Source organism: Altererythrobacter sp. B11, from assembly GCF_003569745.1.
Taxonomy (GTDB): Bacteria; Pseudomonadota; Alphaproteobacteria; order Sphingomonadales; family Sphingomonadaceae; genus Croceibacterium_C.
The window spans coordinates 775,212-789,962 of the sequence record NZ_AP018498.1 but is presented as its reverse complement, the minus strand read 5'-3'; the positions used below and the strand labels follow the sequence as shown (position 1 = coordinate 789,962).

Here is a 14,751-nt window from a genome sequence, read left to right as displayed (position 1 = left end):
CATCGGGACGCGCGCCCTCTGCCGGATCAGGAATTCGAGAAGCCCTCTCTCCTCTAGGGCGCCGCCTTGCGGCGCAGCCACGCACGGAGCTCATCGTTCCAGTCGATGCCGCATGTAGACGGTCTGCGAACGTGGATCGTCCTTCCTTCTCGCGCGTAAGCCGCCAGACCCCGTGCAGCAGCAAGCTCGCCACCGGCGTCATGATCGACGAAGAGATGGAGTTCGGTCACGCTGTCGGGCACGCAGACGAGACCGAAGCGCTCATTGCCCAATGCCGCCCAAGCAGGAATGCCGGTGAGGGCATAGGCCGACATCGCGCTCTCGATCCCCTCGGCCAATCCGAGCTTGCCGGCAACCGCAGCGAAAAGGCGGACAGCAGCTCCGCCCAGCGAGCCGAGCGCGCGTTTCGGCTTTGCGAAGTCGGCCTTGGTACCGACATCCTGAGCCAGGAAGGTGCGGTGGATTGCGATTGGTCCCTCGTCGAGACCGACGGCCGCGATCATAGCCGGCAGAAAGCGGGTTCGTCCTTTCGGGCCGAGTGGCGTTCGTGGATGAAAACGAAGAGCCGACGATGCGGCGACGATACCGCGGCCCTCCAGGTAGGCCTTTGCCGGACTCGCGGGCAGCGGTTGCGCTCCGCGCCAGATCCTCAGGGCTGCGGCCGAGGCTTTGAGAGTCTTGGCCGGCTCGGAATGGTCCGCAGTCGCGGAACCTGAAAATAGCGAGGTCGCATCGAAACCTTCGCGTGCCAGTGCAGACAGCACACTGCGCTGATCGCATCCTGCGAAGCAATGGAAGAGAATGGCCTTTCGTCCGAGTGACACACCGAGCGACGGCGTACGGTCGTCATGCGCAGGGCAGCAAGCCATCCCCTTCGTGCCCGCCCATTTGCCGCCGCGCGATTCGCAGATCCGACGTGCTGTATCTTCGAGAGAAGAATTGTGATGTGCAGGGATGCAGACGGACATTCTCGGCTCCTTCGCAACGCAGTGGCCGTCCTCCGCCGCAGCCTCTCCTCCCGCCTGTGATCCCCGCCCGTCCATTTTCCGAAATTGTGATACATTTTTCGGACATCTTGCTGATCGACTCTACTGTGGCCGCCCTATACGTTTCACATGACATATCATGCCAATTTGCATAAACTCGCATGATATGTCATCTAATAGCCCATGCCACGTGCTTCACGAGCCGCCAGCGGACTGCCGCCCCAGAGCCAGCGCGCGATTGCGCGACTGGGCAGGGACCTTGCGGTCGCGCGCCGCCGCCGGAAATTACCCCAGCGCCTGATGGCCGAGCGTATGCTCGTATCGGTCCAGACACTCCAGCGTCTCGAAGCTGGCGATCCGACTGTAGGCCTGGCGGTCCTCGCCAGCGCGCTCCACGTCCTGGGGATGACCGAGCGCCTTGCCGCACTGGTCGCCCCCGACAGCGACCGGACCGGGATCAGCGAGGATCTTTCGCGTCTGCCCAAGACGACCCACGCAGCCAGCGACGACGAATTGGACTTCTAGCCAGCCATGCCGACCGTCCGCACCTATGTGTTCGTGCATCTTTCAGAAGGTCCGGTCCCCGCCGGGCTTCTCACGATGACCGACGAACCGCGCAACAAGTACGCGACCTTTGCCTATGGCCGCCGCTATCTTGAGCGATCCGACAAGGTTGCCGTCGATCCGGTAGCCCTCCCCCTTCACGACGCGGGAACGGCGCGCACCTACCAGACGGAGGAGGGCTTTGCCGTCTTCAACGGAATCCGGGATGCAGCACCCGACGGCTGGGGCCAGTACCTCATGTATAAGGCGATGGGCGATCGCCTGCCAGGCGATGCCGATCTCATTCTTGCTTCGGGCGATCACCGGGTGGGCGCGCTGGCCTTCGGGCCCACTCCAGAGCGACCGGAGCGCATCACCCCGTGGGGAGACGGGCCAGCTCCAGGGGAAGAGTTCACGCTTGCCGAACTCGCTGAAGCCGCCGAGCGCGCGCAGCACGTAGACGAGTTGGACGATAACCTGCGCGCGCTCCTGTCGGTCGGCTCCTCGCTGGGCGGAGCGCGACCCAAGGCCGCTACCACGATCGGCCTGCAACCTTGGATCGCTAAGTTCCAGATGCGCGGTGACAGCTTCCCCGAGTGCCGGGTCGAATTCGCGACAATGCGTCTTGCCGCGGAATGCGGTCTCGATGTGCCGTCGCTCGATTTTCGCAGGGTTCTCGACCGCGACATCTACCTGATCGAGAGGTTCGATCGCATTCCCCATGGCAATCGGCTTGAGCGCCTGCCGTTCGCTTCGGGCCTGACCATTCTTGGGGCGCACGAGAGCGAGGTCAGCCGCTACAGCTATGCCGATCTGGCAGGATCAATCCGGCAGTTCGGCACTCAGGTGCGCAAGGATCTCCACGAGTTGTTTCGCCGCATGGTGTTCAACATCCTCGTCACGAACGACGATGATCACCTGCGCAACCATGGCTTCCTGTTTGATGGGACGGGTTGGCGACTGTCGCCACTCTACGACGTCGTTCCGAAGCCCCAGGTTGGTCTCGAGCGCCGGCTCGTTCTCGGAGTGGGGCCGGAGGGTCGCAATGCCACGCTCGAGAACGCCCTTGCCGGGGCTGCCGTGTTCGATCTGGGGGTCGAAGAAGCCGCGGCGATTGTCGACGAAGTAAAGCAAATCGTGAGCGCGAGGTGGGAGGCACTCTTCGCCGAGGCCGGTGTCAGCAGCGCCGATCGCAAGCGCTTTGCAACGTGCTTCCGCCTCGCGATGACAGATGCTTGATGACAGCTCTCTTGCGCTTCTGCCCGTCGCAAAAAAAGCGCATCTGCTCTTTGGTGATTACCCGGTGATTGCCAGAACAGAAATTGGAACCCCAAAAATGCCAGATTATGGAACGAACTCAATATGATAGAGCTTTCGGACGACAAAATCTGGTACTTCCGCTTCCGCCGCCGGTAGCGGCGGGCGGTTAGCCCGCTGGCTGGGCTTCTGCCGCTGCGCCCGCGGCCGGCAGTTCCACCGTATATTCCGACACGATCTTCCAGGTGTCGCCGGTCGCCTTGTGCCACACCGTCTGGCTGCGCATGGGCACCGTTGTAGGCGCGCCGCCGGGGCCGGTCATCGTCAGCGTTCCGCTGGCGGTGGTGACCGCAAGGTCGCCGCTTTGCGCCGCCCAGCCCGGCCCCTGGTCCAGCTTCACCGCCAGGTTCGGGTCCGCGATCAGGGGCTGCAGGGTACCGCGAATCGCAGCCGTTCCGCTGGCCGGGGCAGCGCCCGGCGTCACCATCACTGCATCATCGCGGTAATAGCGCATCACGCCGTCGATATCCTTTGCCGCCAGCGATTGCAGCTGTGCTGTTTCGGTGTCCTTCACCGTCTGCAGCGTTGCTTCGGGGTCCGCGACGGCACCGCCGCAGGCGGCCAGCAGGCCCAGCGGGGCCAGTGCTATCAGGGGCAGAACAGAACGCAGCTTCATCACCATCTCTCCCGGCATATCGCGGCCCGTCTGGCCGCAGTCCCGCCGGGGAATGGCGCGAAATCGATGGCGATTCCTTGACCCTGCTCAATGCAGGGCGTGTGCTTTCAGCCTACTACCCCCGCCGCCGCGAGCACCGCCAGCGTCAGCACATCGGGTGCGCTGGAGGTGACCGGGGCGATCTGCACCGGCTTTTCCATGCCGATCAGCATCGGCCCGATCGTGGCGTTCCCGCCCAGCTCGCGCAGCAGCTTGGCCGAGAGATTGGCCGATTGCAGCCCCGGCATCACCAGCACATTCGCCGGCGCCGACAGGCGGCAGAAGGGATAGAGCTTCATCACCTTGGGGTTCAGCGCGGCATCGGGCGCCATTTCGCCTTCATATTCGAAGCCCGGCTGCTCCTCATCCAGGATATGCACCGCCTCGCGAATGTTCTCCAGCCACTTGCCCGGCGGATTGCCGAAGGTGGAATAGGAGAGGAAGGCCACCCGCGGTTCGTGCCCCAGCCGTCGGGCCACCGCGGCGGTTTCCTTGGCGATATGCGCCAGTTCGGGCGCGGTGGGCCGTTCATTGATGGTGGTATCGGCGAGGAACACGGTGAAGTTCTTCCCCACCATCGTGTGCACGCCGAAGGGCACCTGCCCCGGCTTGGGATCGAGCACCTGGCGCACTTCGCGCATCGTCTGCGCGAAGGTGCGCGTGAGGCCGGAGATCATTGCATCCCCGTGGCCCAGCGCAAGCAGCAGCGATGCGAAGGTGTTGCGTTCCTGGTTCACCATGCGGCGCACGTCACGTTCCGTATGGCCGCGCCGCTGGAGCCGGGCGTAGAGATAGTCCACCATGCTGGGCACCAGCTCGGAATCCGCCGAGTTCTGGACTTCGAAGGCATCGACGTCGCCGACGTTCAGCTCGGCCAGCTTCTCCCGCACCGCCTGCGTGCGGCCGACCAGCACCGGCGTGCCATAGCCGAAATCGCGGAACTGGATCGCGGCGCGCAGCACCACTTCCTCTTCGGCTTCGGCAAAGATCACGCGCTTGGGATTGTTGCGCACTTCGGCATAGACATTGGTCAGCGCCGAAGTGGTGGGATTGAGCCTGCTCTTCAGCTTGTGGCGATAGGCGTCGAAATCCTCGATCGGCATCTGCGCCACGCCGCTGTCCATCGCGGCGCGGGCCACGGCGGCCGACACGACCTCCATCAGCCGCGGATCGAAGGGGACGGGAATGATATAGTCCCGCCCGAACTGGTGATTCTTGCCATAGGCCGCGGAGACCTCTTCCGGCACCGGCCCGCGCGCCAGTTCGGCGATGGCTTCGGCCGCGGCGATCTTCATCTCTTCATTGATCGCCGTGGCCCCCACATCCAGCGCACCGCGAAAGATGAAGGGGAAGCCGAGCACATTGTTGACCTGGTTCGGATAATCCGATCGGCCTGTGGCCACGATCGCGTCGGGCCGCACCTGCTTGGCGGCATCGGGCGTGATCTCGGGATCGGGATTGGCCATGGCGAAGATGATCGGCTGATCGGCCATCCGCGCGACCCATTCGGGCTTCAGCGCCCCGCCGACCGAGAGGCCGAGGAAGATATCCGCCCCGACCAGCGCCTCTTCCAGCGTGCGCCGCTCCGTCACCACGGCATGGGCGCTCTTCCACTGGTCCATATTGTCCCGCCCCGGATAGATCACGCCGGAGCGGTCGCACATCAGCACATGATCGTGCGGCACGCCCATCGCCTTGATCAGTTCGGTGCAGGCGATCGCCGCGGCGCCGGCGCCGTTCACCACCACCCGCACATCCTTCAGCTCGCGGCCGGTGATATGGCAGGCGTTGAGCAGGCCCGCGGCGGAGATGATCGCGGTGCCGTGCTGATCGTCATGCATCACCGGGATCTTGAGCTTTTCGCGCAGCGCCTGCTCGATGATGAAGCATTCCGGCGCCTTGATATCTTCCAGATTGATGCCGCCGAAGCTCGGCTCCATCAGGCTCACCGCGTCGATAAAGGCCTGCGGATCTTCCGTCGCCAGTTCGAGGTCGATCGCATCGACATCGGCGAAGCGCTTGAACAGCACCGCCTTGCCTTCCATCACCGGCTTGGCCGCCAGCGCCCCCAGATTGCCCATGCCCAGGATGGCCGTGCCGTTGGAGATGACCGCCACCAGATTGGACCGGGCGGTGTATTTCGCCGCATTAGCGGGATCGTCGGCGATGGCCTGCACCGGCACCGCGACACCGGGGGAATAGGCAAGGCTGAGATCGCGCTGCGTCGCCATCGGCTTGCTGGCGACGATCTCGATCTTACCGGGCCGAATGGTCTCGTGGTAGAAAAGCGCTTCCCGTGCGGTGAAGCTGTCGGTGGGGTCCGCCAAGGCCGTCCTCTGCGTTTGTGGTTTCGCGTGCAATCGCACTAGCGGCCCATGGCAGGGCGGCAAGCGAAAAGCAGGAAAAACCGCCCGCAGGGCCGCGCTCAGGCTTCCAGTTCGATATCCCAGTAGAGCCAGTCCCGCCAGGTTTCATGCAGGTAGTTCGGCGGGAAGCACTTGCCATGCTGCTGCAATTGCCAGCTGGTCGGCCGGATCGGATCGACCACCAGCCGCATTCCCGCCTGCGCCGGCGTGCGCCCGCCCTTCTTCATGTTGCACGGCGCACAGGCGGTGACGATATTTTCCCACGTCGTCTTCCCACCCAGCCGGCGAGGGCGGACGTGATCGAAGGTGAGATGCTGCGGGCTGCCGCAATATTGGCAGGCGAAGCGATCGCGCAGGAACAGGTTGAACCGGGTGAAGGCTGGAAATTCGCTGGGCTTCACGAATTGCCGCAGCGCGATCACGCTGGGGATCTTCATGTCGAGCGAGGGCGAATGCACTTCCCGGTCATAGGAGGCGACGATATCGACCCGTTCCAGGAACACCGCCTTGATCGCGGTCTGCCACGGCCAGAGGCTGAGCGGGTAATAGGAAAGCGGGGTGTAATCGGCGTTGAGCACCAACGCCGGGCAGCTTTCCAGCTTCCGCGTCGGATCCTCTTCCGCGCTGCGGAACGTCGCGGCCCGTTCGATCAGTTCGGCTTTGAACACTGCGTGTCCTCCCTGATACGTGCGAAAGGAGCATTTGCGCGGAAAAGCGTCAAGCCTGTTACAGAAAGCCAATCCACAGCATTTTCCACGAGTCGCACGGCAAGCCAGCGGGACAGCGTGACATGATCGTGACCCGTTTCGCCCCCAGCCCCAACGGCTCGCTGCACCTGGGGCATGCCTTTTCGGCGATCACCGCGCATGATCTGGCGCAGCGGCACGGCGGCCGCTTCCTGCTGCGGGTGGAGGATATCGACGGCGCACGCAGCCGGCCGGAACTGGCGGCGGAATTCCGCGCCGATCTCGCCTGGCTGGGCCTGCAATGGGACGAGGTGCCGCCCCAGTCCAGCCGCACTGCCAGCTATCTGGCCGCCGCGGGGCGGCTGCGCGAGATGGGCCTACTCTATCCCTGCCGCTGCAGCCGGGCCGAGGTGGCAGCGGCGGCACAAAGCCACGGGCCGGAAGGCCCGGTCTATCCCCGCACCTGCCGCCACGCCGCGATCGAGCCGGGCACGCCGGTGGCCTGGCGCATCGACATGGAGGCTGCGCTGGCGCATACCGGGCCGCTGTTCTGGGAGGATGAGCGCGCCGGACGGCAGCAGGCGCGGCCGGACCTTGCCGGCGATGTGATCCTGCTGCGCAAGGATGCAGACACTCCGGCGAGCTATCACCTCGCCGCCACGCTGGACGATGCCGCGGACGGCGTGACTCTGGTCACGCGCGGGATGGATTTGTTCGGCGCCACGCATATCCACCGCCTGCTGCAGGAACTGCTCGGCCTGCCGGTGCCGCGCTGGCACCACCACCCGCTGCTGCTGGATGCGGAAGGGCGCAAGCTCGCCAAGCGGCGCGGCTCCCCCTCGCTGGCGGAGCGGCGCCGCGCGGGGGAAGACGGCCGGGCGCTCGCGGCTGCCCTGCGCGCGGGGATTCTGCCCGCTGGAATTGTGCTGGGCGAAGGATTACATAGCGAGCCATGAACTATATTCTGATCCCGCTGCTCATCGCGATCATGATCGCCGTGGTCGTCGCGCTGGTGCGGGGCATCATCGCTTTCCTGCAGGCCAGCCGACTCGACCTTGAAGAAGATTCGGATCGGGTGACGGAACTGCAGCTCAAGCAGAACAAGATGATGTTCGCCCGCATCAAATATCAGGCGCTGGCGATCGCCGTCGTGGCCGTGCTGCTGGCCATCAGCCGCTAAGCGTTACGCCGGCATGGTGCGGCTGACCAAGATCTACACCCGCACGGGCGATGATGGCACCACCGGGCTGGTGGATGGATCGCGCATTCCCAAGCATGCCGCCCGCATGGAAGCCGTGGGCGCGGTGGACGAGGCGAATTCCGCGCTCGGCCTCGCTCTGCTCGCGCTGGGAGGCGATGCTGCCGCGGATGTGGAGCGAATCCAGAACGATTTGTTCGATCTCGGCGCCGATCTCGCCACGCCCGGTGACGATTTCGCGCCGTCCGACATGGTGCTGCGCATGGTGCCCGCCCAGACCGAACGGCTCGAGGCACAAATCGACGCATCGAACGAAGGGCTGGAGCCGCTGCGCAGCTTCATCCTGCCGGGTGGCAGCGAGGGCGCGGCGCGGCTGCATATCGCCCGCGCCGCCGTGCGGCGCGCAGAACGGGCGATGACGGCACTGGCGGAGTTCGAGCCGGTGAACCCCGCCGCCCTGTCCTTCATCAATCGCCTGTCGGATTACCTGTTCGTGCTGGCCCGCGCCGTGAATGCCGCCGGGCCGGGGGACGTTCTGTGGCGCCCCGGCGCCAACCGGTAGCGCCCCTGCTCGGCTTGGGTTAAATGCCCTGCCGCAACTGCGAAGGAGCGGCCTCATGGAAAGTATCGGGATCATTGGCGCCGGGCAGATGGGCTCTGGCATCGCGCAGGCGGTGGCTGCGGCGGGGCATGAGGTGTTCCTCCTCGATCGCGATGCGACCATTGCCGAGAAGGCCAAGGCGGGCGTCGGCAAGCGCCTGCAGCGGCTGGTCGAGAAGGAAAAGCTGTCGCAGGCGGATGCCGATGCGGCGCTCGGCCGGATCACACCCACCGCGGAGTATGCCCCGCTGGGCACCTGCGGCTTCATCATCGAAGCGGCGACGGAAGACGAGCAGATCAAGCGCGCCATCTTCGATGCGGCGGGCAAGGTGCTCGGCGCCGGGGCGATCCTCGCCAGCAACACCAGCTCGATTCCCATCACGCGCATGGCGGCGGGCGTGCCCGATCCGGCCAGCTTCATCGGCCTGCATTTCTTCAACCCGGTGCCGGTGATGAAGCTGGTGGAGGTGATCCCCGGCCTCGCCACCGCAGCGGAGACCACCTCCCGCACCCGCGCCTTTGCCGAGAGCCTGGGCAAGGAAGTGGTGCTGAGCGAGGACGAGCCCGGCTTCGTGGTCAACCGCATCCTCCTGCCCATGATCAACGAAGCGGTGTTCGTGCTGGGCAGCGGCACGGCGGGCGTGGCCGATATCGACAAGGGCTGCCGCCTTGGCCTCAACCATCCGATGGGGCCGCTGGAGCTGGCCGATTTCATCGGCCTCGACACCTGCCTGGAAATCGTGCGGGTGCTGTTCGAAGGCACGGGCGATTCCAAATACCGCCCGGCGCCGCTGCTGGTGAAATATGTCGAAGCAGGCTGGCTTGGCCGCAAGTCCGGCAAGGGCTTCTATGACTATTCGGGCGGGGAGCCGGTGCCCACGCGGTAGCGCCCCCTTCTTCAGCATGATGGCGGGAACGGCGCGCCCGGCCGATCGCTTTTATCGCAAGAAGGAGCATATCGTGATGATGGACCAGCCCAAGGACGATCCGCGCAACGAGCGTGACGATGCCGTCGCGCCCGAAACCTATAATGACGAGCAGGAAGACGAGGGCACGCAGGCCCAGACGCTGGCCGAGCAGGCCCGCAAGCGCCAGCCCGACGAGGATCGTCCCACCGAAAGCCGCAAGGCGCATGACGAGAACATCCTCGACAGCTCGGAGCAGGACCTCGTCGATCACATAAAGGACATGGAACAGTCCGGCCGGATCGACATGGATGCCTATCGCGGCGAGGACAATCTCGACGACAACGAGGATAAATACGGCAAAGGCAATCGGGTGGACGATCTGCCGTCTGACGGCAGCTAGTCGCCCGGCGGCGAGGCGCCGAGCAACCACAGGCCGGCCACGAGGACGAGGGCGCCGATTACCAGGGCCCAAGCGGCCCAACGCAGGTTCGCGCCCTTGGCCGGCTTCACCTCATGCGTCTGCAACCGCTTGAAGGAACGGCAGGCGCGGCGCTCGGCCCCGATCGCCAGCAGTGCGCCCAGCATGATGAACAGCGTGGCGATGGCCTTGGCCGCCCAGGCCGGCTCCCACGCGCTGAACAGGGCGCGGAAGCCCAACCCTATCCCGACGGAGGCGAGGGCGGTGCGCAGCCAGCCGGCGAAGGTGCGCTCCACGGCCAGCACGGTGCGGTCCTCAGCCCAGTCGGTGCGGGCTTCCGCCCACTTTCCGGTGTGATCCTCATCCCCTTCGGCCATGCGCCAAGGCTAGGCTGAAGCGCGCGAAAGGCAAGGCGTCAGCCTTCGCCGGCGGTCCGCTTGAGATCGTAGAGCAGGTCGAGCGCCTCTCGCGGGCTGAGCGAATCGACATCGAGCACCTGCAACCGCTCGCGCAGCGCATCGCAGCGTTCCTCCTGCGCCTCGGCCGCAGCAGCGAACAGCGGCAGCTCGCCCAGCCCGGCGGCGAGCCCGCCCGTCTGTGCCCGGCCCTTCTCCAGCCGGTCCAGCACGGCCTTGGCGCGGGCGACCACTTCCTTCGGCACGCCCGCCAGCCGCGCCACGGCGAGGCCATAGCTGCGGTCGGCCGGCCCTTCCGCCAGCTCGTGCAGCAGCACCAGCTCGCCCTTCCACTCCCGCGCCCGCACATGATGCAGCGACAGCGCGGGGCAGGTCTCCGCCAGCCGCGCCAGTTCGTGATAATGCGTGGCGAACAGGCAGCGGCAGCGATTGTTCTCGTGAATCGCCTCCGCCACCGCCCACGCCAGCGCCAGCCCGTCGTAGGTGGAGGTGCCGCGACCGACCTCGTCCAGGATCACGAAGCTCCGTTCGCTCGCCTGCGCGAGAATGGCGGCGGTCTCCACCATCTCGACCATGAAGGTGGAGCGGCCGCGGGCGAGATTGTCGGCCGCACCCACGCGGCTGAACAGCCGATCAACAAGCCCCAATTGCACTCGTTTTGCGGGCACGAAGCAGCCCGCTTGCGCCAGCAATACGATCAGCGCGTTCTGCCGGAGGAAAGTGGACTTACCGCCCATGTTCGGGCCGCCCACCAGCCATAGCCGGTCGTCCGCCGCCAGCCGGCAGTCATTGGCGACGAAGCGCTCCCCCGCCCGTGCCAGCGCGGCTTCGACCACCGGATGCCGGCCGCCTTCGATCTCCAGGCAGGAATCCTCGCGGATTTCCGGGCGACACCAGTCGCCCTCCGCCGCGCGCTCGGCCTGGCCGGCGGCTACGTCGATCCGCGCCAGCGCCGCGGCGGTCGCAGCGATCCGTTCGCGCCCCGCCACAACCTCGGCGGTCAGTTCCTCGAAATGGGCCTCCTCCGCCGCCAGCGCATGACCGCCAGCTTCCGCGATGCGGCTCGCTTCCTCGTGCAATTGCAAGGAGTTGAAGCGCACGGCATTGGCCATGGTCTGGCGGTGGGTGAAGCCGCTGTCGGGCGCCATGAGCCGGTCTGCCGAGCGCGCAGGCACTTCGATGAAATAGCCCAGCACTCCGTTGTGGCGGATCTTGAGCGCGGCGATCCCGGTGTCCTGCCGATAGCGCGCTTCCAGCGCCGCAATGGCGCGGCGGGCGTTGCCAGAGACCCCGCGCAGCTCGTCCAGCGCGGCGTCATAGCCTTCGGCGATGAAGCCGCCCGAACCGCGCTCGGTGGGAGGAGACGGCACCAGCGCCCGCTGCAGCAGATCGGTCAGCGCCCCATGGCCGCCGAGGCGGGGCAGCAGCTCTTCCAGCAGCGCCGGCTTGTCGCCCAGAGGCTGAAGATGATCGGCGATCCGCCGCGCCTCGCGCAGGCCATCGCGCAATTGCCCCAGGTCGCGCGGGCTGCCGCGCCCCGCGACCACTCGGCCGAGCGCGCGGCCGATGTCCGGCAGGGCGCGCAGCACATCGCGCAGATCGGCGCGCAGCAGCGGGTCGGCATGGAAAAACTGCACCAGATCGTGCCGCGCCGCGATCGGTGCTGCGCTGGCGAGCGGCGCCGCGAGGTCTTCCGCCAGTTGCCGCGCACCCGCGCCGGTAACGCAACGATCCACCTCGGCCAGCAGGCTACCCTTGCGGCCACCGCCCTGCGCCTCGGTGATCTCCAGGCTGGCCCGCGTCGCCTCATCCATGGCGAGCACGCCGCCGTCAGCGCCTGCTTCCGGCGGCAGCAGCAGCGGCAGGCGGCCACGGCCTACGTGGTCGAGATAGGCAATGAGGCCCGCTGCGGCCGCCAACATCGGGCGCGAGAAGCTACCGAAGCCGTCCAGCGTCGCAACGCCGTGGAGGGCCTTGAGCCGTGCTTCACCCTCCTCGCTGGCGAAATCGCGGGCGGGCCGGCCGATGGCATGGGCCGGCGCATCGGCCCACCCCTCCGGCGCCACAAGCTCGCTGGCTCCGAAACGCGCCAGCGCCGCCCCGACCGTCTCCGGCGTGGCTTCCGCCAGTTCCATCCGCCCGGTGGAGATGTCGCAGGCGGCCAGCCCGCATTGCCCGCGCACTTCGCACAGCGCCGCGAGCATATTGGCCCGGCGCGGTTCCAGCAGCGCCTCTTCGGTCAGCGTGCCAGCGGTGACGAAGCGCACGATGTCCCGGCGCACCAGCGCCTTGGACCCGCCGCGCTTCTTCGCCTCTTCAGGACTTTCGACCTGTTCGGCAATGGCGACCCGGCAGCCCGCGCGAATCAGCCGGGCGAGATAGCCTTCCGCCGAATGGACAGGCACACCGCACATCGGCACCGGCGCGCCCCCATGCTCACCCCTGCTGGTGAGCGCGATGTCGAGCACGGCGCTGGCCGTCTTCGCATCATCGAAGAACAATTCGAAGAAGTCGCCCATGCGGTAGAACAGCAGGCAATCGCCGGCCTCGCGCTTCAGAGCGAGATATTGCGCCATCATCGGGGTCGGGGCGTGGGAAGCATCGGCCATGAGCCGAAGCCGATTAGCGGCTTATGCCGCTAAGGTCATCGGGTCGCCCCGGATAAGCTGCGGAAAGCCCGCCTAGCGGCGCCCGCTGCCCGAAGGGGTGCCGTCGATGACAGGATGATGCTTGTCGAGGTGGCGCTTGATGATCCGCAGGTTGCGCGTGTTCGAGCGGAACAGGAAGTCGAACAGATCGCCGGCCAGCGGCACCGCGCCCACCGCCGTATCGAAGGCGAGGTTGCCCGCCATGCGGCCCAGCTGCCAACGTGACATGCCGAGATTGCGACCTTCCCAGATGAGATAGGAGCCCAGCGCGGCCGCAAGCAGGTCGCCCGCCACGGGGACGAGACCTAGCACCGCGTCCAAGCCGATGGCGCGGCCGGTGCCGGGAATCGCGATACTGCGTTCGAGCAGCCGCTCCATTGCTTCCACGCGTTGGCGCACGGAATGGGCATCGCGCCCGAGCGGCAGTTCACGGCCCATGGCCCGGGGCCGCACCACTTCTTCCGCATGATCGAGATTCTTCGCCATCGCCCCCTATCTGGGGAGCAGGGCCATGGGGGGCAAGGGATGGAACGCCCATCGGTTGGCGGCAAAGCCTTCAACATTCCCGCGCACCAGCGACCACCGCAGCGGGGGGCCGAACGGAATGAAGATGTTGGAGAGCGTCATCGAAGCCTCGGCCTCGGCCAGCAGCGAAGCGCGTTCCTGCGCATCGGCGGCTGTAAGCGACTGTTCGACAAGGAAATCTGCATCCGCATCGCACAAGCCGCGCTTCAGCGCGCAGTTGAACTGATCCAGAAACCAGCGCGGTCCGTCATAGCGCGCCACCTTGTCGACCAGCACCAGATCGGCCTTGCGCTCGTCCGGCTCTCGCTCGAGCGCGATACCGATTGTGGCCAACTGGGTCGAAAGCTGGCGGAACAGCGTCTGCAGCCCCGGATCGTCACCGATGGCGAGGGTGAGCCGCACCGGGCCATTCGCGTCGCCGCTGCGCAGACGGGCCACGCGCATCGCGGCCGATGCACGGAGTTCATCCAGGCCCCGCTCCGCCCAGCGTTCCGTGACCAGCCCCGGATCGCCCGGCAAATTGGGGGCCACGATGCGCGTGGTCGGGCTCCAGCCGCCGATGCTGAACGGGGCGAGCAGTTCATTGCGATCGAGCGCCATGGCGATGCTTTCGCGCCCCTCGGGCGTCGCCAGGACGCCCTCCGCCCGGCGCACCTGCAGCCCGAACAGGCCCATCGCCGGGTCCATCCGCACCGTGCCGCGCGAGAGGGGGCCGGCGGGCGCCAGCGGCAGCGAACCGATCGTGCCGCCCAGGACCACTTCCACCAGCCCATCGTCGAACATGGCGATTGCGCGGCGCGCGTCGGCCGCGTGAACGCGGACGGAGCGGATATGCTCTTCCCAGTCTTCCTCCGCCGGAAGGCCGCGATCCGCCGGCGCCTTCAACGAAAGGACGGCCAGCGAATCCTGCCGGGTGAGCAGCATCGGCCCGGCCCCGCCTTCTCCGTTCGCCAGCGCGAGTTCCGGCTGGGCCAGCAATTGCAGCAAGTTGGGCACGGGACTGGAAAGGCGGATTTCCACCACTCGCCCGGCCATGGCGCGCACCTGATCGATCGGCTCCAGATCGACGCCCAGCGCAGTGCCCCGCAGCCGGCGCAGCGCGGCGCGCATGGCACCGCGCACGCTCTCCGCGGTCATTTCCCGGCCGTCGGGCCATGTTCCGTCGCGCAGGCGGAAGATGAAGCTCAGCCCGTCGTCGGTGACGATCCAGCGATCGGCCAGTGCCGGCATCACTTCGCCATTCTCGTCGAAGGCGACCAGCCCCGATGCAGTGGCCGCGCGCAGCGTCTGCGCGGCCGGGCCCAGGCGCGCTCCGCTGGCAAACAGCTCTTCCGGCGTGGCGATGAAGGCGATGTCGAGCGCGCCGTCGCGACGCTGACCGCAGCCCACGAGCGAAAGCGCCCCGATCAGGGCGAGCAAGGGAGTGCGGAGCCGCGCCATGCCCTAAGCACTAGGCGCGCGTGCGAGGCGCATCAACCGGGCGCG

General features: G+C 66.7%; 15 protein-coding genes. 7 read left to right on the top strand and 8 right to left on the bottom strand.

Features of this window, described 5'->3' with window-relative positions; translation table 11 throughout:
- Positions 1-53: 53 nt before the first annotated feature.
- Positions 54-968, bottom strand: coding sequence for a DUF7146 domain-containing protein (locus tag AEB_RS03805; RefSeq protein ID WP_119082009.1), 915 nt, complete (start codon positions 966-968; stop codon positions 54-56).
- A gap of 318 nt (positions 969-1,286) precedes the next feature.
- Here AEB_RS03805 and AEB_RS03800 point away from each other — a divergent pair, with 318 nt between their 5' ends.
- A complete protein-coding gene (locus tag AEB_RS03800; protein ID WP_231958891.1) occupies positions 1,287-1,511 on the top strand; it encodes an XRE family transcriptional regulator in 225 nt (74 codons plus the stop codon).
- Positions 1,512-1,517: 6 nt separating this feature from the next.
- Positions 1,518-2,768: a type II toxin-antitoxin system HipA family toxin gene (locus AEB_RS03795; RefSeq protein WP_119082007.1), complete on the top strand. Its 1,251-nt coding sequence runs from the start codon at positions 1,518-1,520 to the stop codon at positions 2,766-2,768.
- A 187-nt stretch (positions 2,769-2,955) separates the two neighbouring features.
- Here AEB_RS03795 and AEB_RS03790 read toward each other — a convergent pair whose 3' ends face one another.
- From AEB_RS03790 to AEB_RS03780, 3 genes are all read right to left on the bottom strand, one after another.
- Positions 2,956-3,462 carry a YybH family protein gene (locus tag AEB_RS03790; RefSeq protein WP_172592991.1) on the bottom strand — a complete coding sequence of 169 codons (507 nt, stop codon included), beginning with the start codon at positions 3,460-3,462 and terminating at the stop codon, positions 2,956-2,958.
- A gap of 107 nt (positions 3,463-3,569) precedes the next feature.
- Complete coding sequence (locus tag AEB_RS03785) at positions 3,570-5,828, bottom strand: NADP-dependent malic enzyme (RefSeq protein ID WP_119082005.1); 2,259 nt, start codon at positions 5,826-5,828, stop codon at positions 3,570-3,572.
- Positions 5,829-5,926: 98 nt separating this feature from the next.
- Complete coding sequence (locus tag AEB_RS03780) at positions 5,927-6,535, bottom strand: HNH endonuclease (protein WP_119082004.1); 609 nt, start codon at positions 6,533-6,535, stop codon at positions 5,927-5,929.
- Positions 6,536-6,657: 122 nt separating this feature from the next.
- Between AEB_RS03780 and gluQRS the strand changes: the two genes are divergently transcribed.
- Genes gluQRS through AEB_RS03755 form a run of 5 tightly spaced genes read left to right on the top strand, consistent with a single transcriptional unit; the run spans position 6,658 to position 9,659 of the window.
- A complete protein-coding gene (gluQRS, locus tag AEB_RS03775) occupies positions 6,658-7,509 on the top strand; it encodes a tRNA glutamyl-Q(34) synthetase GluQRS (protein ID WP_119082003.1) in 852 nt (283 codons plus the stop codon).
- The gene (locus tag AEB_RS03770) at positions 7,506-7,733 is read left to right on the top strand and encodes an HIG1 domain-containing protein (RefSeq protein WP_119082002.1); all 228 of its coding nucleotides are present in this window, start codon (positions 7,506-7,508) and stop codon (positions 7,731-7,733) included. The genes gluQRS and AEB_RS03770 overlap by 4 nt, the downstream gene beginning before the upstream one ends.
- A gap of 13 nt (positions 7,734-7,746) precedes the next feature.
- Positions 7,747-8,313 carry a cob(I)yrinic acid a,c-diamide adenosyltransferase gene (locus AEB_RS03765; RefSeq protein ID WP_119082001.1) on the top strand — a complete coding sequence of 189 codons (567 nt, stop codon included), beginning with the start codon at positions 7,747-7,749 and terminating at the stop codon, positions 8,311-8,313.
- A 55-nt stretch (positions 8,314-8,368) separates the two neighbouring features.
- Positions 8,369-9,238, top strand: a complete 870-nt coding sequence (locus tag AEB_RS03760) for a 3-hydroxyacyl-CoA dehydrogenase NAD-binding domain-containing protein (protein ID WP_119082000.1) — start codon at positions 8,369-8,371, stop codon at positions 9,236-9,238.
- 16 nt (positions 9,239-9,254) lie between these two features.
- Entirely contained in the window at positions 9,255-9,659 is a 405-nt protein-coding gene (locus AEB_RS03755; protein WP_231958890.1) for a hypothetical protein, read from the top strand.
- Here the strand turns inward: AEB_RS03755 and AEB_RS03750 are convergent.
- The 4 genes from AEB_RS03750 to AEB_RS03735 form a co-directional block, all read right to left on the bottom strand.
- The gene (locus AEB_RS03750) at positions 9,656-10,054 is read right to left on the bottom strand and encodes a YidH family protein (protein WP_119081999.1); all 399 of its coding nucleotides are present in this window, start codon (positions 10,052-10,054) and stop codon (positions 9,656-9,658) included. The genes AEB_RS03755 and AEB_RS03750 overlap by 4 nt on opposite strands.
- 38 nt (positions 10,055-10,092) lie before the next feature.
- The gene (gene mutS / locus AEB_RS03745; RefSeq protein WP_119081998.1) at positions 10,093-12,672 is read right to left on the bottom strand and encodes a DNA mismatch repair protein MutS; all 2,580 of its coding nucleotides are present in this window, start codon (positions 12,670-12,672) and stop codon (positions 10,093-10,095) included.
- A gap of 102 nt (positions 12,673-12,774) precedes the next feature.
- Positions 12,775-13,227, bottom strand: a complete 453-nt coding sequence (locus tag AEB_RS03740) for a DUF4112 domain-containing protein (RefSeq protein WP_231958889.1) — start codon at positions 13,225-13,227, stop codon at positions 12,775-12,777.
- A 6-nt stretch (positions 13,228-13,233) separates the two neighbouring features.
- A complete protein-coding gene (locus AEB_RS03735; protein WP_119081997.1) occupies positions 13,234-14,706 on the bottom strand; it encodes an ABC transporter substrate-binding protein in 1,473 nt (490 codons plus the stop codon).
- Between the last annotated feature and the right edge of the window lie 45 nt (positions 14,707-14,751).

What these genes read in the sequence shown, in the direction of transcription:
- AEB_RS03805 (WP_119082009.1), bottom strand. Translation starts at nt 968, where the DNA reads ATGTCCGTCTGCATCCCTGCACATCACAATTCTTCTCTCGAAGATACA.
- AEB_RS03800 (WP_231958891.1), top strand. Translation starts at nt 1,287, where the DNA reads ATGGCCGAGCGTATGCTCGTATCGGTCCAGACACTCCAGCGTCTCGAA.
- AEB_RS03795 (WP_119082007.1), top strand. Translation starts at nt 1,518, where the DNA reads ATGCCGACCGTCCGCACCTATGTGTTCGTGCATCTTTCAGAAGGTCCG.
- AEB_RS03790 (WP_172592991.1), bottom strand. Translation starts at nt 3,462, where the DNA reads ATGAAGCTGCGTTCTGTTCTGCCCCTGATAGCACTGGCCCCGCTGGGC.
- gluQRS (WP_119082003.1), top strand. Translation starts at nt 6,658, where the DNA reads ATGATCGTGACCCGTTTCGCCCCCAGCCCCAACGGCTCGCTGCACCTG.
- AEB_RS03770 (WP_119082002.1), top strand. Translation starts at nt 7,506, where the DNA reads ATGAACTATATTCTGATCCCGCTGCTCATCGCGATCATGATCGCCGTG.
- AEB_RS03765 (WP_119082001.1), top strand. Translation starts at nt 7,747, where the DNA reads ATGGTGCGGCTGACCAAGATCTACACCCGCACGGGCGATGATGGCACC.
- AEB_RS03760 (WP_119082000.1), top strand. Translation starts at nt 8,369, where the DNA reads ATGGAAAGTATCGGGATCATTGGCGCCGGGCAGATGGGCTCTGGCATC.
- AEB_RS03755 (WP_231958890.1), top strand. Translation starts at nt 9,255, where the DNA reads ATGATGGCGGGAACGGCGCGCCCGGCCGATCGCTTTTATCGCAAGAAG.
- AEB_RS03750 (WP_119081999.1), bottom strand. Translation starts at nt 10,054, where the DNA reads ATGGCCGAAGGGGATGAGGATCACACCGGAAAGTGGGCGGAAGCCCGC.
- mutS (WP_119081998.1), bottom strand. Translation starts at nt 12,672, where the DNA reads ATGATGGCGCAATATCTCGCTCTGAAGCGCGAGGCCGGCGATTGCCTG.
- AEB_RS03740 (WP_231958889.1), bottom strand. Translation starts at nt 13,227, where the DNA reads ATGGCGAAGAATCTCGATCATGCGGAAGAAGTGGTGCGGCCCCGGGCC.
- AEB_RS03735 (WP_119081997.1), bottom strand. Translation starts at nt 14,706, where the DNA reads ATGGCGCGGCTCCGCACTCCCTTGCTCGCCCTGATCGGGGCGCTTTCG.